The sequence below is a fragment of the Pseudomonas huaxiensis genome (genome assembly GCF_003231275.1).
Lineage (GTDB): Bacteria > Pseudomonadota > Gammaproteobacteria > Pseudomonadales > Pseudomonadaceae > Aquipseudomonas > Aquipseudomonas huaxiensis.
In genome coordinates, this window is sequence record NZ_QKVL01000006.1 from 137,996 (window position 1) to 158,837 (window position 20,842).

Annotated in this window: 18 protein-coding genes; 11 read left to right on the top strand and 7 right to left on the bottom strand. The window is 64.8% G+C overall.

Annotated features, from left to right (window positions below; genetic code table 11):
• Positions 1-54 precede the first annotated feature (54 nt).
• Complete coding sequence (locus DM374_RS09860; protein WP_110969667.1) at positions 55-360, bottom strand: helix-turn-helix domain-containing protein; 306 nt, start codon at positions 358-360, stop codon at positions 55-57.
• Positions 361-646: 286 nt separating this feature from the next.
• Here DM374_RS09860 and DM374_RS09865 point away from each other — a divergent pair, with 286 nt between their 5' ends.
• The 4 genes from DM374_RS09865 (at position 647) to DM374_RS09880 (ending at position 6,838) form a co-directional block, all read left to right on the top strand.
• Positions 647-3,232, top strand: coding sequence for a TonB-dependent receptor (locus tag DM374_RS09865; RefSeq protein WP_225422472.1), 2,586 nt, complete (start codon positions 647-649; stop codon positions 3,230-3,232).
• 123 nt (positions 3,233-3,355) lie between these two features.
• Complete coding sequence (locus DM374_RS09870; protein WP_110969668.1) at positions 3,356-4,360, top strand: ABC transporter substrate-binding protein; 1,005 nt, start codon at positions 3,356-3,358, stop codon at positions 4,358-4,360.
• Positions 4,361-4,364: 4 nt separating this feature from the next.
• Entirely contained in the window at positions 4,365-5,375 is a 1,011-nt protein-coding gene (locus DM374_RS09875) for an ornithine cyclodeaminase family protein (protein WP_110969669.1), read from the top strand.
• Positions 5,372-6,838 (top strand): HAL/PAL/TAL family ammonia-lyase, encoded by a 1,467-nt coding sequence (locus DM374_RS09880; RefSeq protein WP_110969670.1) that lies wholly within the window; start codon positions 5,372-5,374, stop codon positions 6,836-6,838. The genes DM374_RS09875 and DM374_RS09880 overlap by 4 nt, the downstream gene beginning before the upstream one ends.
• Here DM374_RS09880 and DM374_RS09885 read toward each other — a convergent pair.
• From DM374_RS09885 to DM374_RS09905, 5 genes are all read right to left on the bottom strand, one after another.
• Positions 6,835-7,149 (bottom strand): DUF3509 domain-containing protein, encoded by a 315-nt coding sequence (locus DM374_RS09885; protein ID WP_110969671.1) that lies wholly within the window; start codon positions 7,147-7,149, stop codon positions 6,835-6,837. The genes DM374_RS09880 and DM374_RS09885 overlap by 4 nt on opposite strands.
• Positions 7,150-7,313: 164 nt before the next feature.
• Positions 7,314-7,718 carry an HPF/RaiA family ribosome-associated protein gene (locus tag DM374_RS09890; protein ID WP_110969672.1) on the bottom strand — a complete coding sequence of 135 codons (405 nt, stop codon included), beginning with the start codon at positions 7,716-7,718 and terminating at the stop codon, positions 7,314-7,316.
• 236 nt (positions 7,719-7,954) lie between these two features.
• On the bottom strand, positions 7,955-10,279 hold the full coding sequence (gene fecA / locus DM374_RS09895) for a TonB-dependent Fe(3+) dicitrate receptor FecA (protein ID WP_110969673.1): 2,325 nt from the start codon (positions 10,277-10,279) through the stop codon (positions 7,955-7,957).
• A gap of 185 nt (positions 10,280-10,464) precedes the next feature.
• Complete coding sequence (locus DM374_RS09900; RefSeq protein ID WP_110969674.1) at positions 10,465-11,400, bottom strand: FecR domain-containing protein; 936 nt, start codon at positions 11,398-11,400, stop codon at positions 10,465-10,467.
• Positions 11,397-11,900, bottom strand: coding sequence for a sigma-70 family RNA polymerase sigma factor (locus tag DM374_RS09905; protein ID WP_110969675.1), 504 nt, complete (start codon positions 11,898-11,900; stop codon positions 11,397-11,399). The genes DM374_RS09900 and DM374_RS09905 overlap by 4 nt, the downstream gene beginning before the upstream one ends.
• A gap of 196 nt (positions 11,901-12,096) precedes the next feature.
• On the opposite strand from DM374_RS09905, the gene DM374_RS09910 reads away from it, so the two are divergent.
• The 6 genes from DM374_RS09910 (at position 12,097) to DM374_RS09935 (ending at position 18,375) form a co-directional block, all read left to right on the top strand.
• The gene (locus DM374_RS09910; RefSeq protein WP_110969676.1) at positions 12,097-12,402 is read left to right on the top strand and encodes a DUF3649 domain-containing protein; all 306 of its coding nucleotides are present in this window, start codon (positions 12,097-12,099) and stop codon (positions 12,400-12,402) included.
• On the top strand, positions 12,399-13,982 hold the full coding sequence (locus tag DM374_RS09915; protein ID WP_110969677.1) for a PepSY-associated TM helix domain-containing protein: 1,584 nt from the start codon (positions 12,399-12,401) through the stop codon (positions 13,980-13,982). The genes DM374_RS09910 and DM374_RS09915 overlap by 4 nt, the downstream gene beginning before the upstream one ends.
• Positions 13,982-14,308: a DUF3325 domain-containing protein gene (locus tag DM374_RS09920; RefSeq protein WP_110969678.1), complete on the top strand. Its 327-nt coding sequence runs from the start codon at positions 13,982-13,984 to the stop codon at positions 14,306-14,308. Before DM374_RS09915 ends, DM374_RS09920 begins: the two co-directional genes overlap by 1 nt.
• 4 nt (positions 14,309-14,312) lie before the next feature.
• On the top strand, positions 14,313-14,879 hold the full coding sequence (locus DM374_RS09925; protein ID WP_110969679.1) for an RNA polymerase sigma factor: 567 nt from the start codon (positions 14,313-14,315) through the stop codon (positions 14,877-14,879).
• A complete protein-coding gene (locus DM374_RS09930) occupies positions 14,876-15,862 on the top strand; it encodes a FecR family protein (RefSeq protein WP_110969680.1) in 987 nt (328 codons plus the stop codon). The genes DM374_RS09925 and DM374_RS09930 overlap by 4 nt, the downstream gene beginning before the upstream one ends.
• A 107-nt stretch (positions 15,863-15,969) precedes the next feature.
• Positions 15,970-18,375 carry a TonB-dependent siderophore receptor gene (locus DM374_RS09935; protein ID WP_110969681.1) on the top strand — a complete coding sequence of 802 codons (2,406 nt, stop codon included), beginning with the start codon at positions 15,970-15,972 and terminating at the stop codon, positions 18,373-18,375.
• Between the two features lie 508 nt (positions 18,376-18,883).
• On the opposite strand, the gene DM374_RS09940 is transcribed toward DM374_RS09935, so the two are convergent.
• Entirely contained in the window at positions 18,884-19,762 is an 879-nt protein-coding gene (locus DM374_RS09940) for a helix-turn-helix domain-containing protein (protein WP_110969760.1), read from the bottom strand.
• Between the two features lie 133 nt (positions 19,763-19,895).
• Here DM374_RS09940 and DM374_RS09945 point away from each other — a divergent pair, with 133 nt between their 5' ends.
• Positions 19,896-20,798 (top strand): DMT family transporter, encoded by a 903-nt coding sequence (locus DM374_RS09945; protein WP_110969682.1) that lies wholly within the window; start codon positions 19,896-19,898, stop codon positions 20,796-20,798.
• Positions 20,799-20,842 lie beyond the last annotated feature (44 nt).

Sequence of the window (20,842 nt, forward strand, 5' to 3'; positions counted from 1 at the left end):
GTGTGGTGACGTCATCCGAGCCGGGTATTTGCATGTAGATGTAAACGGAAGCCATCAGAAGTCTTCCTCGGAAAATTTCCTGAGACGGACGCGGTGCTCCGTGGCACGCGGAGCAATGGTGGGAACAGCGGGATCTTGGAAGGCCTCGTCCAGCAGCCCCAGGTGCCAGAGGGCTGTCATGTAGCTGCGTATCTCGACGCTTGGAATGCCGGACTCGATCTTGCCGAGTGTCGTTGTGGACAGTCCTGTTTGAGCGGCAAGGTCTTTCTGGCGAATTTTTCGCTCCAGGCGTCTGGTTTTGACCAGAAGCCCAATCTTTTCGAGCCTGTCAGCGCAGGCCAGTGGAAAGATGCTCGTCATAAGAACTCTTTTGAGAATGCTTAATTGATTTAAGGTCGACTGTAGCAGCTCTTATGTGTCGGTGATTTTTGCCGGCGTAGCGGCTTCACACCCGGTTCTAAGCCCATAACCAATCGATCTGCAAGATTTCCCCTTCCTGCGCCACACCCTTCCCGTAAGCGCTGCCGAGGGAGCAGCGTCGTTTGATTCCGTGGGGGGAATCGTTGTGCGCAAGAGCAAAGACAAGATCCAACGCAACACGACATCCGCAACCGGTGCCATCGCGTTCAGCCTGCTGCTGAGCGGCATGGCGCTCGCCGACGAGGCGCGGCAGAACTGGCATATCAATCCCGGCCCGCTGGACGAGGTGCTGCTGAGCATCAGCCGGCAGAGCGGTCAGGTGATTTCCTTTACGCCGGAACTGGGCCGTTATTCTTCGGCGCGGGTCGACGGCAATCTCTCCGCCGAGCAGGCGATCAACGCTGCCTTGCGCGGCACCGGCCTGGAGCTGGAAGTCAGCCCGACTGGCGCGTTCATTATCAAGGGCAATGGCACCGAGCCCGCAGCAGCCAACGCCGCCAGCGCCAGCACGGTAGCGCGCAACCAGACTTCCGCAGCCAGCGTGCCGACTCTGGACCGGGTGGTCGCCCTCGGTACCCGGCGCAGTGACGCTACCGCGCTGACCAGCGCCGCGCCGGTAGACGTGATCAACAGCGAAGAGCTGGTGCAGACCGGCGCCACCACCCTGAACCAGGCGCTGTTCCAGTTGCTGCCGTCGTTCAACTTCCCGCAGAACCAGAGCGCCACCCGCGGCCAGAACCCCAAGGGCGCCTCGTTGCGCGGGCTGGCGCCGGACCAGACGCTGGTGCTGGTCAACGGCAAGCGCCGGCATGCCTCGGCGGTGGTGAACATTTCCAGCGGCGTGCCGTTCATTGGCGCCCAGCCGGTGGATCTGGACATGATCCCGATCAGCGCCATCGACCACGTCGAAGTGCTGCGTGACGGCGCGTCGGCGCAGTACGGCTCCGACGCGGTGGCCGGGGTGGTCAACATCGTGCTCAAGGAGCGCGACACGGGTGGGCAACTCAATACCCAGGTCGGCCAGTACGGCCAGGGCGACGGTTTCAACAAGAGTGCCGATGGCTGGTACGGCATCGGGCTGCCGGGTGACGGTTTCCTGACCCTGAGCTTCAACGGCGTCAACAGCAAACCCACCGATATCGGTGACAGATACGTCGCCGACGGCAAGCTGCAGGACCCGCGCTGGGGTGGTGCAGGCCGTGACAAATACAACCTCGCGGCGAACGCCGAGGTCGGTCTGAACGATCAATGGCGACTGTACAGCTTCGCCACCTTCGGTCAGGACAAGTCGATCAACAACACGCCGCCGTTGCTGGCGTCCAGCCCCAATAACGTCGCGGCGATCTACCCTAACGGGACCATCCCGAAATACCGCTTCCGCTACGAAGATTCCTCGCTGACGGTGGGTTCACGCTTTGAAGACGAGGTTATCGGCCGCCTCGATATCAGCGCTACCTACGGCCGCGACAAGCACGACGAACTGGCCTTCGACACGGTCAACCCGAGTTATGGCGCCAGCAGCCCGACCAAGTTCGACGTCGCCACCCTGATCAACGAACAGACCAACGTCGGCATCGACTACACCAAGGACCTGCCGGTGGCCTGGTCGGACAACCCGCTGACGGTGTCCGCCGGCGTCGCCTACCGCCACGAGGAGTACACCTTGGAGGCGGGCGACTACGACTCCTATTCCTACGGCGGCATCGACGGTGTGCAGGTCGGCGCGGTGCAGGCGTCCGGGCTGACGCCGGATGACGCAGGCGTCTACAAGCGTGATGTTGGCGGCGTGTACTTCGGCCTGGAAAACCAGCTCACCGAGAAATTCCAGGTGGGTATCGCCGGGCGTACCGAGCACTACTCGGACTTCGGTTCGGCCACCACCGGCAAGCTCTCGGCGCGCTACGAACTGACCCCGCAAGTGGGCCTGCGGGCCACGGTCAACAGCGCCTACCGCGCACCGACCCTGGGGCAGATCGGCACGTCCTGGACCACCACCACCAACGTCGATGTCAACGGCAACCCGGTGCTGACCCGCATGCTGCCGGTGGACCACCCGGCCGCCCAGGCGCTGGGCGCCGAGGCACTGAAACCGGAGAAATCCACCAACTACTCGCTGGGCGTGGTGTTCCGGCCGAGCGAGCAGGCTTCGCTGACCATCGACGCCTACCAGATCACCATCCGCGACCGCCTGCTCTATAGCGGCGGCATCTCCGGGCCGGATGCCGAGCGCATCCTCGCCGCTGCCGGCTACGGTCAGTACAGCTGGGCGCAGTTCATGACCAATGCGGCCAACACCCGGACCCGCGGCGTCGACATCGTCGGCAAGTACAACCTCGACCTCAAGCAGTTCGGCAGCCTGGCGCTGTCGGCCGGCTTCACCAAGGCGCGGACCACCATCGAGTCGGTCAATGCCAGCCCTTACGGCTTCGACATCCTGACCCGCGAGGCCCGTGGCTTCCTTGAGCACGGTTACCCGGAAAGCAAGCTGGTGCTTGGCGCGGTGCATCGCTACGGCCCGTGGACGGTGAGCCTGTCCGAGACGCGCTACGGCGAGTACCGCAAATACGCGGCCTCGGCCACCAACGCCCAGTACGACCAGACCTTCTCGGCGCAGTGGAACACCGATCTGGACGTGAACTACGCGTTCACCAGGCAATTGAAGCTCTCGGTGGGCGCCAACAACCTGTTCAACAGCAAGCCGGACGACTTCAACCTCCGCCTGCGCCAGACGCCGGGGCAGCAGTACAGCTACCTCGCGCCATCGGCGCCCGAGGGGGCGTTCTATTACACCAAGCTCACTTACGACTTCTGATCCTCCGGGTTTCCCTCGCTGGCAAGCCAGCTCCCACACGGTCAGCGGTGCATGCACACCCCTGTGGGAGCCGGCTTGCCGGCGATGAGGCCCTGACGGTCAGGCCGAATTCGAGGCACTACCATGAAACCACTGAAAACCCTCCTGGCCGGCTCGCTGCTGACCTTATCCCTGCTCACCCACGCCGCCGACAAACCGCAGCCCATCCACTTCGGCGACATCACCTGGGAAAGCGGCAGCCTGATCACCGAGATCCTCCGCACCCTGGTGGAAAAGGGCTACGGCTACACCACCGACACGCTGCCGGGCAGCACCGTCAGCCTCGAGGCGGCGCTGGCGAAAAACGATATCCAGGTCATTGGTGAAGAATGGGCCGGGCGCAGTCCGGCCTGGGTCAGGGCCGAAGCCGAAGGCAAGGTGTTCGGCCTCGGCGACACGGTCAAGGGCGCTACCGAAGGCTGGTGGGTGCCGGAATTCGTCATCAAGGGCGACCCCGAGCGTGGCCTTGCACCGCTGGCGCCGGAGCTCAAATCGGTGGCCGACCTGCCGCGCTACGCCCACGTCTTCAAAGACCCGGAATCCCCCGACAAGGGCCGCTTCCTCAACAGCCCAACCGGCTGGACCTCGGAAATCGTCAACAGCCAGAAGCTCAAGGCTTATGGGCTCACCGACAGCTACGTCAACTTCCGCACCGGCTCCGGCGCGGCGCTGGATGCCGAGGTCGGCGCATCGATCCGCCGTGGCAAGCCGGTGCTGTTCTACTACTGGTCGCCGACGCCGCTGCTGGGCCGTTACAAGCTGGTGAAACTGGAAGAACCGCCGTTCGACGCAGAGGCCTGGAAGACCCTGTCCGATACCAACAACCCCAACCCGCGCGGCACCCGCTCGATGCCGGCGCGCCTGGCGATCGGCGTGTCCGCGCCGTTCCGCACGCAGTACCCGGAACTGGTGGCGTTCTTCGAGAAAGTCGATTTGCCCATCGACCTGCTCAACCAGACCCTCGGCCAGATGGCAGAAAAGCGTCTGCAACCCAAGGCCGTGGCCCAGGCGTTTTTGCGCGACCACCCCGACGTGTGGCGTGCCTGGCTGCCAGCGGACGTTGCGGCGAAGGTGAGCGGGAGCCTGTGATTGCATGAACACACGACCGATCTACATCGACTTCCTCAATGGCCTCGACGTCGCCGAGCTGAACCTGAACAACGATGAAATCCTCGCCGCCGTCGAAGCCGGCCTTGCCCTTCAGGGGCAGGGCGCGGCAGTGATCGAGCCGCGCACGCACTTGATTCCCGGCGGCGCCATCAATGGCCATTTCAACGTGCTGCGCGGCGTGCTCGGCGGCGATGTTGGCCGCGCCGGAGTCAAGGTGGTGGGCGACTTCGTCGACAACTACCAGCAAGGCCTGCCTTCGGAACTGGCCATCCTCAACCTGCTGGACCCGGCCACCGGCGTGCCCCAGGCGATTCTCGACGCCTCGGCGATCACCGACATGCGCACCGGCGCGCTGACCGCCATCGGCGCCCGACACCTGGCCAATCCGCGCAGCAAGGTGCTGGCGCACATCGGCGCGCGGGGCACGGCGTACTGGAATGTGCGGCTGCTGGATCACCTGTTCGACTTCGACGAGATCCGCGTGCACTCGCGCCGGGCCGAGAGCCGCGAAGCCTTCGCTGAGCGCCTGCGCCGCGATCTGGGCAAGCCGGTGATCGTCACGGAAGACTGGGAAAGCACCGTGCGCGACGCCGATATCGTGGTCGAAGCCTCGCGCCTGCAACAGCCCGAGCCGCTGCTGCGCACGGAGTGGATCAAGCCCGGCGCCTTTGTCGTGCCCTACGGCACCATGAGTGCGGTGGAGCTGTCGCTGACCGACATCATGGACAAGCTGGTGGTGGACGACTGGGGCCAGTGCAAGGGTGGCCAGTTCGGCTCGCTGCGTGCCCATGTCGAGGCCGGCAGGCTCAGCGAGCAGACTTTGCATGCAGAGCTTGGGCAGATCGTCGCCGGGCTGAAACCCGGTCGCGAGCACCCGCAGGAAACCATTCTGTTCTGGCACCGCGGCCTGAGCCTGAGCGATATCGCCCTCGGCCATGCACTGCTGGAAAAGGCCCGTCGGCTGGGTATCGGCCAGCGGCTGCGCTTTGCATGAGTGCACTGGAACTGGGGGTTGATGGCCTCGCGCTGCCTCAGTTGCTGGCGTTGGTGGACGATGACGCACCGCTGCAACTGAGCAGCACGGCGCGCGGCCGCATCGAGGCCGGGCATCGCCTGTTGCGTGGGCTGATCGCCGCCGGTGAACCGGTCTACGGCGTGACCACCGGGCTTGGTGCAGCAGTGGATCAGGCGCAGGCACTGGACGATGTGGCGTTCCAGCAACGCATCGCCGCAGGCCGGGCGGTGGGTGTCGGGCGCCTGGCGCAGCGGCGCGAGGTGCGGGCGATCATCTGCGCCCGCCTGGCCGGGCTGGTCCAGGGGCGCTCCGGTATTTCCCTGACCTGCGCCGAGCGCCTGCTTGATCTGCTCAACCATGGCATCCATCCCGAAGTGCCTTTGCTCGGTTCCCTGGGCGAAAGTGATCTGGCGCCATTGGCCCATCTGACCCTGGCCTTGCAGGGGCAGGGCTGGGTCGAATACCGCGGAGAGCGACTGACGGCGGATGAGGCCCTGCGCCGTGCCGGGCTGAGTCCGATCGTGCCAGGGGACAAGGACGGTCTGGCGCTGGTCTCGGCCAATGCGGCGAGCATCGGCCTTGGCGCCTTGCTGGTGATCGAGGCAGAGCGTGTGCTGGCGCGGCAACTGGCGGCGCTGGCGTTGTCTTGCGAAGGCTACCGCGCCAGCCTCGCGCCGTTTCAGCCCCGGGCGGCGGGGCTGCGTCCGGCGCCGGGGCAGGTCGAGGCGGCGGCCGATTTGCTCGGGTTGCTGGCGGGCAGCGACTTGAACGATCCGTCGCATGCTCGGCGTTTGCAGGACCCATTGAGTTTCCGTTGTTCGACCATCGTCGTCGGCGCCGCCCGGCGCGCCTGGGCTTGTGCCCGCGAAGTGCTGGAAATCGAGCTGGCCAGCGGCGCGGACAACCCGGCGCTGGTGGACGAAAGCCGGCAGGTGCTGGTGACTGCCAACTTCGACAGCACGCATCTGGCGTTGGCCTTTGAAGGACTGGGACTGGCGTTGAGCCGGGTAGCGGTGGCGAGTGCGGAGCGCATGGCCAAGCTGCTGTCGCCGTCGTCCAGTGACCTGCCGCGTTCGCTCAGCCCGCGTCCGGGGCGCGTCGGGCTGGCGGCGTTGCAGCGCACGGCGGCGGCATTGGTGGCGGAGATCAGCCATCTGGCCAACCCGATTCCGGCCATCAGCGTGCCGGTGGCTGACCGCGTGGAGGACTACGCCGGGCAGGCGCTGGCGGTGATCGAAAAGACCCGCGCGCTGCTGCAACGGCTGGAATGGCTGACCCGCATCGAAGCGGTGATTGCGGCGCAGGCGGTGGACCTGCGCGGCGGGATTCGTTTGGGCGAAGGCGTGCGCCGGGTGTACGAACAGGTTCGCTGTCGGGTGCCGTTCGTCGATGAGGACCGGACTGTGGACGTAACGGGCGACGAATGGTGGTCGCTGGATTAGTGCGTGGTGGCGCTGGTGCCCCAGCGACTGTCACGCCTGCTGTGCGGTGCACCTTGTTCGGTCATGGCCGCGAGGATGTCCATGGCGCTGTGGCCCTGCTCGATGGCGATGCCGAAACGCACGCTGTCGATCAGTCGATCCAGGCGTTGCGGGTCGTTGCGCTGGGCCGGGCTGATCAGGCGTTTGGCGACCACACCGCCGGTTTCGTTGGACAGCGTCAGCATGATGCTGCCGTCCAGCCGCTCGATACTCAGGTTGACCCGGTACTGCGCCGAAAAGGCGGCGCTGATCTGCTGAAAGGGATTGTGCATGGTGCTCACCTGACAAATGACGTGCATCGATTGACTGGCCTCGAGGCGGGTAGTTCAGCTCAGGTTGCAAGGGTCGGGCCGGACGGTGGGGTGCCGGTGCATAAAAAAAGCCCCGGGCCTCAAGGCCAGGGGCTTTCTCTACCGTCCGCGTTACCGCGTGATTATCAGCTCAGACGAGCCTGTTCGTTTTCCAGGAATTCTTCCTGCAGCAGCCCGTCGGCGTCATTGGCACTGCTTTCTTGCTGGGTGACTGCGCGTTTGCTGCGCTGCTTGCCGTAATAGTGCTCCAGCGCGTGGTTCAATTTCTCTGCGGCGCCCTCGACAGCCAGTTCCAGCGATTCGGCTTTGTGGGATACGGAAATCGGTTGATGGCCTTTTGGGCGTGCCTCCATCTGGCAGCGTTTGTCATGCGGGCCTGGCTTGTCGCCGTTTTCATCGCGCATGTGGACTTCAATTCGGGTGAGGTCCTCTTCGTAGCGTTCGAGCCTGCTTTCTACCGTGCTGCGAACCCACTCGTTCAGCCGGATACTGCCTTGAATATGGTTGTCGCTGTTGACCTGGATTTGCATGGTTCCAATCCTTATTCAGCTAGCTCGCAAGAGACTGACCAGGAGCTTTGCGCTCTGTGGGAATCATTGCCTCTTGACTACAAGGTCAGGCACTTGGACGAACATTTCAACCCCCTAAAAAATAAAAATATTTTGTTTCAAGTGGGTTGGGAAATGGGGTTAGGATCCGGTAGATAAGTTGCATGGGGGCATTTCACTCTTGCCCAGGAAGGGCCGCAACGCGGCCCCCAGGGTCTTCAGAACGCCACGGACGTTTGCAGATAAACCGTGCGCGGCTCACCCACGTATTTGCCCTTGTTGTTGTCGTCGAACGAGCGCGTGAAGTACTCACGATTGAAGATGTTCTTCACCCCTACCGCCACGTTCAGGTTCGACAGTTGCGGACCGAAGTCGTACGCCGCGCGGCTGCTGAACAGCATGTAGCCGGGGATGCGTCCGGTGCTGCCGTCGGCGCTTTCTGCCGAGGTATTGGCGTTGTCGGCAAACTGGTCGCTCTGGTAGGTGCTGTCCAGGTTGAGCTTCCACGCACCTTCGCTGTAACCCACACCCAGCGTGCCCTTGTGCCGCGACGAGAACGGTACGCGGTTGCCCTTGTTGGCGCCGTCTTCGCGGATGGTGGCGTCGACGAATGCATAGCTGGCGTACACATCGAAACCGGCCAGCGCCGGGGTCAGCCCATCGAGTGCATATTTCACGCTGGTTTCCAGGCCCTGGTGACGGGTTTCGCCGCGGGCGATGACGCTGTCGTTGGTCTGGTTGCTCTCATACTGATTGTCGAAGTTGATGAGGAACAGGCCGGCTTCTGCCTGCAAGTTGCCGTTATCGTAGCGAGTGCCGACTTCCCAGGTACGCGCCTTCTCCGGCTTCACTTCACCCTGGTTCACGCGGTTCGGCATCTGGCTGTACTGCACGCTGCCGAAGGAGCCTTCGGTGTTGGCATAGAGGTTCCAGCTCTCACTCAGGTGGTACATCACGTTCAGCGCTGGCAGGGCGGTGTTGTAGCTGCCCTGGTAGTCCTTGCCGGTGAGGTTGTTGTTCTGCCGCGAGTCGATCATCTCGTAGCGGATGCCCGGCGTGATGGTCCACTGGCCGATGTCGATGCGGTCATCGAGGAACAGCGCGTGGGCTTCGGTGGCGCCACGGGTGTCGCGGTCGTTGAGGCTGGCGGTGGACGGCAGGCGATTGGCGCTCACCGCTTCCATGAAGCGCAGTTCGTGGCCGGCCTCGTTGACGTAGCGGTAGCCGAGGCCGACTTCGTGGTGGCTGTCGCCCAGCGCGAAGCCTTGGGTGAAGCGGGTCTCGAGGCCGCGCACCCAGTACTCGCGTGGTGACAGCGAAATCGAGTTGCCCTGGCGCAGGTAGCCGCTGCGCAGGGTCTTGGTGAAGAAGCTGTTGACGCTGAACTGGCGCTCGCCGTCCTTGTAGTCGTAGCCGGCGTTGAACATCGTGCGCCGGCCCCAGAACTCGTCCTGCAGGCGGGTCGACTGGTACGGATCGGCGTCGTACGCGGCCGTGCTCAGGCCGCCGGGCATCTGCGCTTCGCCCTCGTAGTACTGGGCCATGGCATGCAGGCTGTTGGCCTCGTCGATCTGGAATTTGCCTTTGAGGATCAGGTCGTCGATCTGCGTGTCGCTGTGCTCGCGCCAGTCGCCGCCGCGGGTGCCGGAGTAGAGCAGGGCGCCACCGAGGCCGTTGTCAGCGGTGCCGCCGGCGAGCAGGTTGGCGCTGCTCTTGAAGCCGTCGTGGCTGGACGACGGGCTGGTCTGGGTTTGCAGGCCGGCCTTGACGGTCGGTTCGTCCGGGATCGCCCGGGTCACGAAGTTGACGATGCCGCCGACGTTCTGCGGCCCGTAGCGCACCGCGCCGCCGCCGCGCACCACGTCCACCGCGTCCATGTTGCCCATGCTGATCGGGGCAAAGGACAGTTGCGGCTGGCCATAGGGCGCGAAGGGTACCGGAATGCCGTCCATCAGTACCGTGGAGCGCGAAGCCAGGCGTGGATTGAGGCCGCGGATGCCGAAGTTCAGCGCCATGTCGTGGCTGCCGGTGCCGTTGTTTTCCGGCGCGTTGACCCCCGGGATGCGGTTGAGCACTTCCCGCGCGCTGCTGGCGCCGGTGCGTTCGAATTCTTCGCGGCGGATCACGTCACGGGCACCGGCGTGCTCGAAGACGTTGTCCTGCGCCGCGTCGCCGAGCCAGTCGCCCACCACGCTGGAAGCGCCCAGTTCGACCGGCGCACTGGCGGCGCTGTTCGCCGGTTGCAGACTGAAAGCGTTGTCGCCTTCGGCGCGTGCGTACAGGCCGGTGCCGTGCAGCAGCGCGGCGAGGGCTTGCTCGGCGGTGAAGTTGCCGCTCAGGCCGTGGCTTTGCAGACCCTGGGTGACTTCCGAACCGAAGGAAATCAGCACACCGCTTTCCCGGCCGAACTGGTTCAGGGCGTTTTCCAGTGGCATCGGCGCGATCTGGTAAGTGCGCGCCGGGGCATCGGCGGCCTGGGTCGGGGCGATGGCGCTGAAGGTCAGCAGCAGGGCGAGAGCAAGCGGGCTTGGGCGCAAGGGCATTTCGGGATCCTTGAGAAGTCAGGAGCGGAAGGGTTCTGTCTTCTCTGTCACGCGAGGCGGGGGAAACGGCTCACTGAATTTTTGAGTTGTTCTTTAGGGCCTCATCGCTGGCAAGCCAGCTCCCACAGGTTTTGCGCAATCTGTGGGAGCTGGCTTGCCAGCGATGAGGCCCTAAAGAATACCCATCAAGCCCGGCCTTCCACCGTCACCCAATACCGCGTAAAGCGCTTCACCCGCACCGGCAACGCCACTTCCAGCAGATCAAGAATCCGCTCGCTGTCCGCCAGTGGATAACTCCCCGATACCAGCAGCCCCGCGACCCTCGGATCGCAATTGAGCTGCCCGCGACGGTAGCGGCCCAACTCGTCGAGGAACTCGCCCAGCGGCATGTGCGCGGCCACCAGCATACCGTCGACCCAGGCGCCGCTGTTGGCGTCCAGCGGGCGTCTGGCGCTCCAGCCGCTGGCGTCGAAGCGGGCCTGGCGGCCGCTTTCCAGCAAGGCACCATCAAGGCTGGCGCTGCCCTGGAACACCGCCACGCTGCTGTGCCGCGACCACTGGCGAACGTTGAAACGCCCGGCGGAAAGGTCCAGCAGGCCGTCGTCGGTCTGTACCCGCAACGGGCGACTGTCATTGGTCACGGTGAGCAGCAACTCGCCTTCGAGCAGGTGAATCAGGCGCTGCTCGGCGTCGAAACGCACATCGGCGGCGCTGGCGGTGTTCAGGTGCAGTTGGCTGCCGTCGTCCAGGCGCATTTGCCGGCGCTGGCCCAGCGGGCTGCGGTAATCAGCCAGCAGCGGCGTCAAGCTGTGGTTGGCGTTCAGGCCAAACCCGACGGCGCTGCCGGCGCCCAGCAGCAACAGCATTTTCAGCGCACGACGGCGGCTGGCCGAGGCGGGCGCCTGCAAGGTGGCATGGGCCAGCGGCGAGGACAGCCCGCCCAGGCGCTGGTTGACCCGCTGGATATGCGCCCACGCCCGACGGTGTTCTTCGCTGGCCTGCAACCAGCGCTCCATGGCCAGTTGCTGACGGTGATCCAGCGTGCCGCCCTGGAGTTCGATCAGCCAGTGCACGGCCTGCTCGGCCACTTGATGGGAAAACGCGGGATTCGGTGTGTTCACAGGGCGAAGTAGCAGCGCAGGGCGGCCTTGTTCAGATGGCGTTTGACCGTGGCCAGGGAAATCCCCAGTTGCGCGGCGATTTCGTTGTAGGTCAGGCCGTCGACCTGGGCCAGCAGGAAGGCGCGCTTGACCTGCGCCGGCAGGCCGTCGAGCAGACGGTCCAGTTCCAGCAGGGTGTCGAAGATGATCGCCCGGTGTTCTTCCGACGGTGCGACCTCTTCCGGCAGTTGCGCCAGCGCCTGCAGGTAGGCGCGCTCCAGCTCCTGGCGGCGGTAGTGGTTGAACAGCACGCGCTTGGCCACGGTGGTGAGGAACGCCCGCGGCTCGTTCGGCGCCGGCGTTTCGCGGGCCTGGAGCAGGCGCATGAAGGTGTCCTGCGCCAGGTCGGCGGCGCTGTCCGGGCAGCCGAGACGGCGCCGCAACCAGCCGGTCAGCCAGTGGTGGTGATCGTGGTAAAGACCTTCGACCGATGTAGACAGGGCGGTTGGGGCACTGGGCACCGTGGACACTCCGGCGCCGGGATGCGCAACAGAATAAGAATTGTTCGCATTGTATGAGTGAAAGCCGGAATTCGGCAATCGGACGTTGACTGGCGGTCTGTAGGAATCATTCGGCGAGGGCGTCGGTCAGACAGTTTTGCTTGTGAGAATCCTTATCATTTATATTGGCGGCCTTTTCCGCCCTGGAATCTCCCTCATGAAAAGCAAAGCCGCCGGGCTGCCGTTGAGTTACCGCATGGCCGTGGCGTCCCGCTGCCTTGCGGCGCTGCTCGGCGGCTACCTGCTGGCGGCGATGGCCAGTGTCTGTTTCAGCCTGCTGCTGCCGATTCCCCGGGCCGAAGCGGTGCTCAGCGGGATGATGCTGTCGTTCCTGTTTTACCTGGGGGCGTTCATCTGGGTCTTTGCTGCGCGCAGCGCGTTGCTGGCCTGGTTCGGCGTGCTGGCGCCCAGTGCGCTGCTGGGGGTGATCAACGGACTGACGTGGTGGGTGACCAACGCATGAAAGAGGGCTTTCGCCAGGCCATGGCCTGGCTGCACACCTGGGCCGGACTGATTTTCGGCTGGCTGCTGTTCGCGATTTTCCTGACCGGCACGATGTCTTACTTCAAGTCCGAGATTACCCACTGGAGCCAGCCGGAAATCCCGCTGCGCCCGCTCGACGGCGCCGCCAGTCTGGCGATGGCCCAGGATTACCTGCAACGCAACGCCGCCGATGCCGGCAGTTGGTTCATCCAGTTGCCGCACGCCCGCGAGCCGGCGCTGACGGTGGGTTGGCGCGCGCCCGGCGCCGGGCGGCGCGACTTCACGGAAAAGACCCTCGACCCGGCCAGCGGGGCTGAAATCACCCCGCGTGACAGCCTGGGCGGCGAGTTCTTCTACCGCTTCCATTTCCAGTTGGAGATGCCGTACCCGTGGGGCCGCTGGCTGTCCACGTTTGCCGCGCTGATGATGCTGGTGGGGCTGGTGACCGGGATCATCACCCACAAGAAGATCTTCAAGGAGTTCTTCACCTTCCGCCCCGGCAAGGGCCAGCGCTCCTGGCTCGACGGGCATAACGCGATCGGCGTGCTGGTGCTGCCCTTCCACCTGATGATCAGCTACAGCAGCCTGGTGATCTTCATGTCCATGGTCATGCCGGCGAGCATCCTCGCCAGCTACGGCAACGACACCCGGGCGTTCTTCAACGAAGTGTTCGGTCCGCAGCCCACCGTCGAGCGGGCCAACCAGCCGGTGCCGTTGCAGTCGCTGGCGGCGCTGCACCACAAGATCGTCGAAGCGGCGCCGGGCAGTTCTATCGGCTGGGTCGAAGTGCAGCAGCCGGGCGACCTCAATGCGCGCATTCGTTTCATCCCCGAAACCGGCGCGCACATTGCCCGTCAGCGCGGTGTTGGCTGGGTGGTCGAGGGCGCTGGTGGCACCCTGGCCTACAGCGAACTGGCCAACCCGGCACCGGTGCTGATCGCGGGTGGTTTCTACGGCCTGCACATGGGCGAGTTCGCCGGGCCGCTGCTGCGCTGGCTGTACTTCTTCTTCGGTCTGGCCGGCACGGCGGTGATCGGTACCGGGCTGGTGATGTGGCTGGGCAAGCGCCAGCTCAAGCACGCGAAAAGTGGCACCCAACCGTTCGAACTGCGGCTGGTGGAAGTGCTGAACATCGCCAGCATGAGCGGGCTGATCCTCGGAATCGCCGGCTTCTTCTGGGCCAATCGCCTGTTGCCGGTGGCGCTGGAAGGACGCTCCGCTTGGGAGGTCAACACCTTCTTCGGCGTCTGGCTGCTGGGCTTGCTGCATGCGCTGCTGCGACCTGGCCGCAAAGCCTGGGGCGAACAACTGGCGCTGGCGGCGTTGGCCTGGGGCGGACTGCCGTTGCTCAACGGCCTGACCACCGGCGCCGGCCTCAACCACTCGCTGGCCGCAGGCGACTGGGCCATGGCCGGCTTCGACCTGACGGCCCTGGGCTGCGGCCTGTTCTTCGCCTGGACCGCCAGCAAGATGCTGCGCCCGGCGGTGCAGGCGGCAAAGCGCGCGCCGAAAGCGGCGAAGGCCGCACCGGTGGCCACCCGTGAAGTGGAGGTGCACTGATGCTGGCCATTGCGCTGTTGGCCTTCGCCGGTTCTGCCGCTTTGTGCCTGGCCATGGAAAAGCACTTCAGCGACCTGCTCGAACGCAAGCCGACCCGGCGGCAACTTAAAGGGCTGCGTGTCGCCGGCTGGCTGTTGATGGCGTTGGCCCTGGCCGCCGCCGTGCATCACAGCGGCTGGGCGATGGGCCTGGTCGAATTGTCCGGCGTGCTGATGGCCGGCCTGTGCCTGTGGGTGTTCGCCTTGCCGTACCGGCCGCGCTGGCTGCTGGGGCTGGCGGCGGCGAGCCTGTTGCTGGCGCCGTTTTCCGCACTGGGGCTGATCTGAACCGATGAGCGAACCCCTCGACCCGCCGTCCGCCGACGCCCCGGCCCGCGCCCGCTTTCTGCAGGTGTTTCTGGCCCAGCGTGCGCGGATGGAAAGCCTGGTCAGCCGGCGGGTCGGTTGCCGGGCCACGGCGGCCGATCTGGTACAGGAGCTGTTCCTGCGCTTCTGGCGTCGGCCGCAGGTCGAGGTTGAAGCGCTGGACAGCTACCTGATGCGCTGCGCCGGCAATATCGCCATCGACCACCTGCGCAGTGAAGGCGCTCGCGAGCGGATCAACGACAACCTGCCCGAGCCGATTCAACAGGCGCTGGAAAGCGAGCCCCAGGCCGCGCTCGAAGCCGACAGCGACCTGCGTCGGATCGAAGCGGCGCTGCGGGAGCTGCCCGAGCGCACCCGGCACATCTTTTTGCTCAACCGCATTCACGGACGCACCTACGGCGAAATCGCCAAGGTCATGCAGGTGTCCCAAAGCGCGGTGGAAAAACATATGATGCGGGCCCTCGAGGCCTGCAAGGCGAGTGTCGCCGCAGAGCCCGAGCTGCCCCGCAAGCCTGGAACCGCGCCGCGATGAACGCTTCAGCCACTCCCCAACAGCAGCAGATGGCCCTCGACTGGCTGACCCGCATCAGCGGGCAGCCGGCGCTGGCCGAAGGCGCCGCCTTCAAGCGCTGGCTGCTGGCCGATCCGGCGCATGCGCGGGCCTATCGCGAGGCCCAGGCGCTATGGCAACGCAGCGCGGAACCGGCGGCGCGGCTGGCGCAGGAAGAGGACGCGGTGTTGCAAGCATACCTGCGCGCCATGGCTCGGCCCGCCGCGGCACCCTGGTCGAGAATCGGCCGGCGTGTTGGCGGTCTGGCCGCGGCGGCAGCGGTAGTGTTGATGGTCAGCGTCGGCGCCGGTTGGCATCCCGGCGACTGGTTGCGCGACCTCGGTGCGGATTATGTGGCCGACGTCGGGCAGATTCGCCAGGTGACCCTGGCCGACAACTCGCAGCTCGTGCTGGATGCCGACACCGCCATCAGCGTCGATTTCAGCAAGGGCCAGCGCCGTATCGAGTTGCACCGCGGTGCGGTGTTCTTCCAGGTCAGTCATACCGGCGAACCGTTCATCGTCGAAGCCGAGGGCGGCCGCACCGAGGTGCTGGGCACGCGGTTCGAAGTCCGTCGCCAGCAGGAAGGCGCCGAGGTCACGGTGCTCTCCGGCCGGGTCGGTGTCACTGCCGCCGAAGGCCAGCCGCAGCAGGTGCTCGGCGCCAGCCAGCAAGTGGATTACCGCGACGGTCGCGCCGGCAATGTCCATGGCGTCGACAGCGAAAGCCGCCTGGCCTGGCGTCAGGGCTGGCTGAATTATTACCAGGCGCCGCTGGGCCAGGTGGTGGACGACCTCGCCCGTTATTACCCGGGGCGCATCGTCCTGGTCGGCGACGAGCTGGCGGCGCGCAAGGTCAGCGGCAGCTTCCCCAGTAACGACCCGCTGGCGGCCCTCGACGCCCTTGGCGCGGTGGCCGGATTCCAGCGTCACACCCTGCTCGGGCGGGTCACTTTGCTGCGCTGAAAAAATATTTTCAGATTCAGGTGAGGTATCCCGCGGCGGCGTCCGTGTAGTGAGTGGAAGTGCGATTGATTCGCATATATGAAGGCTTCTCTCACAGGTTCATCGGCATGAAGGCAAGATCGGCGGTGGTTCACAGCATTTCTATCGGTGTGGCGGCGGGGCTTATGGCTGCCTGCGCGGTTCCGGCGTTCGCCGCCGAGCAGGTCGAGCAGGTCTACGCGTTCGACCAGCCCGGCAAGCCGTTGCCCCAGGCCCTGAGCGATTTCAGCCGGGTGACCGGGCTGAGTGTGGTCTACACCGTCGATCTGCCGAACCTGCAAGCGCCCGCACTCAGTGGCCGGCTCAGCGCCGAGCAGGCCCTGCAACGCCTGCTGGCGAATTCGGGCTACGGCTACCGCCGGATCAACGCCCGCACCCTGACCCTCGAACCGCTGGCCCGCGATGCCGGCGCCCTGAACCTTGATGCCACCACCGTCTCTTCGCAGCGTGATGGTGTTGGTAGCTACCGCCAGCCGGAGACCAGCTCGATCATGCGCGGCGCGGCGTCGAGCATGGAAATCCCTCACGCCATCAACGTCGTGCCGGAACAGGTGCTCAAGGACCAGACTCCGCGCAACCTCGACGACGCGCTGTACAACGTCAGCGGCATCACCCAGGGCAACAACTTCGGCGGCACCTCCGACACCGTGATGAAGCGTGGCTTCGGCGACAACCGCGACGGCTCGATCATGCGCGACGGCATGCCCATCGTGCAGGGCCGCAGCCTCAACGCCACCACCGAGCGGGTCGAAGTGCTCAAGGGCCCGGCCTCGCTGCTGTACGGCATCCAGGACCCGGGCGGGGTGATCAACGTGGTCAGCAAGCGCCCGCAACTGCAAAGCTACAACGCCATCAACCTGCGCGGCTCGACCTACGGCGAAGGCAAGAACGGCAGCGGCGGCGGCATCGACAGCACCGGCGCGCTGGGCGACAGCGGGCTGGCCTACCGGATGGTGCTCGACCACGAAGACGAAGATTACTGGCGCAACTTCGGTGTCCACCGCGAAACGCTGGTGGCGCCGTCGCTGGCCTGGTACGGCGAAAACACCCAGGTGCAGCTGGCCTACGAGCACCGCGAATTCCTCTACCCGTTCGACCGTGGCACCGCGATCGACCCGCGCACCAATCGCGCGCTGAACATCCCCCGCGAGCGTCGCCTGGACGAGCCGTTCAACGACATGGAAGGCCGCTCCGACCTGTACCGGCTGGAAATCGACCACCAGTTTTCTGATGACTGGAAAGCCCACTTCGGCTACAGCTTCAACCGCGAAACCTACGACGCCAGCCAGGTCCGGGTGACCGGCGTGAACACCACCGCCGGCACCCTGACCCGCAGCATCGACGGCACCCGTGGCTCGCTGAGCACCGACCGCTTTGCCACCCTCAGTTTCGACGGCAAGGTGCAGATCGCCGGCTTGCAGAACGACCTGCTGTTCGGCGTCGACAGCGAGTACCGCAAGATCTACCGCTCCGACCTGATCCGCCAGACCAGCCGTAGCACCTTCAGCTACCTCAACCCGGTGTATGGCCGCGAAGTCGAAGGCACCACCGTCCGCGCCAGCGACAGCGCCCAGACCGACAAACTGCGCAACGACTCGATCTTCTTCCAGGACTCCCTGCATCTGGACGAGCACTGGATTCTGGTGGCGGGTGCGCGCTGGCAGACCTACGACCAGCTCGCGGGTCGTGGTCGCCCGTTCAAGGCCAACACCAACAACCAGGACCAGGCCTGGACACCCCATGCCGGCGTGGTCTATCGCGTCGATGACACCCTGTCGTTCTATGGCAGCTACAGCGAATCGTTCAAACCCAACTCCAGCATCGCCCCGCTGACTGGCGGCCTGGTGCTGGACTCGGCGATCGCGCCGGAAGAGGGCAAGTCCTGGGAACTGGGTGCCAAGCTCGACTTGCCGGATTCGCTCAGCGCCACCGTCGCGCTGTTCGATATCACCAAGCAGAACGTGCTGGTTTCCAACTTCGATACCACCACCGGTGACACCGTCTACAGCAACGCCGGCGAAGTGCGTTCCCGTGGGCTGGAAGTCGACGTCAGCGGCCAGTTGAGCGAGCGCTGGAGCCTGATCGGCAGCTACGCCTTCACCGATGCCGAAGTGACCAAGGACCCGGATTACAAGGGCAACCGTTTGCAGAACGTGGCGAAGCACAGTGGCTCGGTGTCGGCGGTGTATGACGTTGGCAGCGTGTTCGGCGGTGACCGCCTGCGGGTGGGCGCGGGCGCGCGTTATGTGGGTGAGCGGGCGGGGAACCCGGTCAACGACTTCGACCTGCCGTCTTATACCGTGGCGGATGCGTTCGCCAGCTACGAGACCCGGATGGACGAGCACAAAGTGCGCTTTCAGTTGAACGTGAAGAACCTGTTCGACAAGACCTACTACAGCTCGGCGGTGAACCGGTACTTTGTGGCGGTGGGGGATTCGCGGCAGGTGAGTTTGTCGAGCACGCTGGAGTTCTGATACTTCTGTGAAGTTGAGGGTGCTATCGCTGCGTGGGTATCTACATAACTTTTTGAATGGTAGCGGCCGCAAAGCGCTCGTCGTGAGGCCCGGTTACGGCTGCTATGCATATGTCGATGGATTTTCAGCGCTCTTGAGATCGAGCGCCGCCCGCGCGGCGCATCGCGAGCAAGCTCGCTCCTACATGGGTTGCAACGCGCCATGGCCTGACAGAGAGGAGATGCCTGCCCTTGGCGTTTGGCGATGAATCGCGGGGAGGCTGTTCAAACCGACCCAATACCGCGTCGTACAAACAAGGCGTTCAACTATGGCCTGACAGACATAGGCGCGTTGCAACCCATGTAGGAGCGAGCTTGCTCGCGATGCGCCGCGCGGGCGGCGCTCGATCTTGAAAGCGCTGAAAAACTGTCGGCTAGCACCTGATAGCAATTACTCGGTCTTATGACAGGCGCCTTCCAGTTACCACGTGACCGAAAGGTGTGTAGAACCCATGCAGCGATGAGACCCTTCAACCCAACCGCAACGCCAACCGATAAGCCCCCGGCGTCGCCCCCACCGCTTGCCGGAACCGGTTGCTGAAATGGCTGGCACTGGCAAACCCGCACGCCAGCGCCACTTCAACCAGTGGCAGATCCCCGCAAGCCAGCAACTGCCGCGCTTTGGCCAGGCGCCGGGCCAGCAGGTACTGGTGCGGCGGCAGGCCGAAGCTCTCTCGGAACATCCGCGCAAAATGGTATTCGGACAGGTTGCACAGCGCCGCCAGTTCGCTCAGGCCAATGGACTGTTCCAGGTGGCTGTCGATGTAATCCACCAGTTGCCGACGCTGGTGCGCGGCCAGTCCGCCCTTGCGCTTGAGCCCTTCACGCAACCCGACTTCGCTGAGAATCGCGTGGCTGAGAATCTCGTGGGCCAGGCTGCTGGTCAGCAGGCGTTCGCCGGGTTCTTCCCAGTTCAGGGTGATCAGTTGGCGAAAGCGCCGCGCCTGCTCCGGGTCTTCGACGAAGTCCGCTTCGCGCAGTTGCAGTTCGCGGGGTTCGCGGTCGAGCAGGGTGACGCAGCCGAGAGCAAACTGTTCTTCGCTGATGTACAGGTGGGCCAGTCGGATATTGCCGTTGACCACCCAGTTCGAGACGCAGCCGGCCGGCATGATGCACAGCTTGTCCGGGGCGCCTTTGGTGGCCGGGCGTTCGCGGCGGAAGGTGCCGGTGCCGTCGGCGATGTAGCACGACAACGTGTGGTGGCTGGGCGCCTCGTAGTCGCGGGCGTCATGGCGGTTGCTCCACAGGGCCGCGGCCATGCCGTCGCCGAGCTGCGCGCTGTGTTCCAGGCGAGCGTGGGGGGACGCGTGCATGGATTTGAAAACCTGTAACTGATCGAGCGCGGTCATGGCGGCTACCTCCGACGCCATCCTACGCCTGTGAGATGGCCCTGACAGCGGCTGGCCCGACAAAAGCGCAAGTTTGTGCAAGCGGCCCGCCCGAACGGCGCGGGACACTGACGGCAACCTTGGGAGGCTTGCCATGAACCTGTCGCTGTATCTGCTTACCGTCCTGATCTGGGGCACCACCTGGATTGCCCTGAAACTGCAACTGGGCGTGGTGGCGATTCCTGTGTCCATCGTCTGGCGCTTCGCCCTGGCGGCACTGGTGCTGTTCGTCGTGCTGTTGCTGACGCGCAAGCTGCAACCGATGAACCGCCGCGGACATCTGGTCTGCGTGGCGCAAGGGCTGTGCCTGTTCTGCGTCAACTTCATGTGCTTCCTGACTGCCAGCCAGTGGGTCACCACCGGGCTGATCGCCGTGGTGTTTTCCACCGCCACCCTATGGAACGCGCTGAATGCGCGGCTGTTCTTCGGGCAGAAGATCGCCGCCAACGTGCTGTTGGGCGGGGCGCTCGGTTTGAGCGGGCTGGGGCTGCTGTTCTGGCCGGAGTTGTCCGGGCAGGCTGCCAGCCATGAAACCCTGATGGGCTTGGGCCTGGCACTGGCCGGCACGCTGTGTTTCTCGGCGGGGAACATGCTTTCCAGCGTGCAGCAGAAGGCCGGGCTGCGGCCGATGACCACCAATGCCTGGGGCATGGCCTATGGCGCGGGGATGCTGGCGATGTACTGCCTGGTCAGCGGGATTCCGTTTGCCATGGACTGGAGCGCGCAGTATGTCGGGTCGCTGCTGTATCTGGTGATTCCGGGGTCGGTGATCGGCTTTACCGCGTATCTGACGTTGGTCGGGCGCATGGGGCCTGAGCGGGCGGCGTATTGCACCGTGCTGTTCCCGTTGGTGGCGCTGAATGTATCGGCGGTGGTGGAGGGGTATCAGTGGACGGCGCCGGCGTTGATGGGGCTGGTGTTGGTGATGGTGGGGAATGTGTTGGTGTTTCGCAAACCCAAGCCGAAGGTTGCGGTGGGTGGGGCTGTGTTGAGGTAGTCAGGGCCTTATCGCTGGCAAGCCAGCTCCCACAGGACCAGCAT

Bases quoted from the DNA above. Each gene is read 5' to 3' on its own strand.
- DM374_RS09915 (WP_110969677.1), top strand. From the start codon at position 12,399: ATGAAAGAGGGCTTTCGCCAGGCCATGGCCTGGCTGCACACCTGGGCC.
- DM374_RS09875 (WP_110969669.1), top strand. From the start codon at position 4,365: ATGAACACACGACCGATCTACATCGACTTCCTCAATGGCCTCGACGTC.
- DM374_RS09880 (WP_110969670.1), top strand. From the start codon at position 5,372: ATGAGTGCACTGGAACTGGGGGTTGATGGCCTCGCGCTGCCTCAGTTG.
- DM374_RS09930 (WP_110969680.1), top strand. From the start codon at position 14,876: ATGAACGCTTCAGCCACTCCCCAACAGCAGCAGATGGCCCTCGACTGG.
- DM374_RS09925 (WP_110969679.1), top strand. From the start codon at position 14,313: ATGAGCGAACCCCTCGACCCGCCGTCCGCCGACGCCCCGGCCCGCGCC.
- DM374_RS09920 (WP_110969678.1), top strand. From the start codon at position 13,982: ATGCTGGCCATTGCGCTGTTGGCCTTCGCCGGTTCTGCCGCTTTGTGC.
- DM374_RS09945 (WP_110969682.1), top strand. From the start codon at position 19,896: ATGAACCTGTCGCTGTATCTGCTTACCGTCCTGATCTGGGGCACCACC.
- DM374_RS09885 (WP_110969671.1), bottom strand. From the start codon at position 7,149: ATGCACAATCCCTTTCAGCAGATCAGCGCCGCCTTTTCGGCGCAGTAC.
- fecA (WP_110969673.1), bottom strand. From the start codon at position 10,279: ATGCCCTTGCGCCCAAGCCCGCTTGCTCTCGCCCTGCTGCTGACCTTC.
- DM374_RS09865 (WP_225422472.1), top strand. From the start codon at position 647: ATGGCGCTCGCCGACGAGGCGCGGCAGAACTGGCATATCAATCCCGGC.
- DM374_RS09860 (WP_110969667.1), bottom strand. From the start codon at position 360: ATGACGAGCATCTTTCCACTGGCCTGCGCTGACAGGCTCGAAAAGATT.
- DM374_RS09935 (WP_110969681.1), top strand. From the start codon at position 15,970: ATGAAGGCAAGATCGGCGGTGGTTCACAGCATTTCTATCGGTGTGGCG.
- DM374_RS09910 (WP_110969676.1), top strand. From the start codon at position 12,097: ATGAAAAGCAAAGCCGCCGGGCTGCCGTTGAGTTACCGCATGGCCGTG.
- DM374_RS09870 (WP_110969668.1), top strand. From the start codon at position 3,356: ATGAAACCACTGAAAACCCTCCTGGCCGGCTCGCTGCTGACCTTATCC.
- DM374_RS09890 (WP_110969672.1), bottom strand. From the start codon at position 7,718: ATGCAAATCCAGGTCAACAGCGACAACCATATTCAAGGCAGTATCCGG.
- DM374_RS09940 (WP_110969760.1), bottom strand. From the start codon at position 19,762: ATGACCGCGCTCGATCAGTTACAGGTTTTCAAATCCATGCACGCGTCC.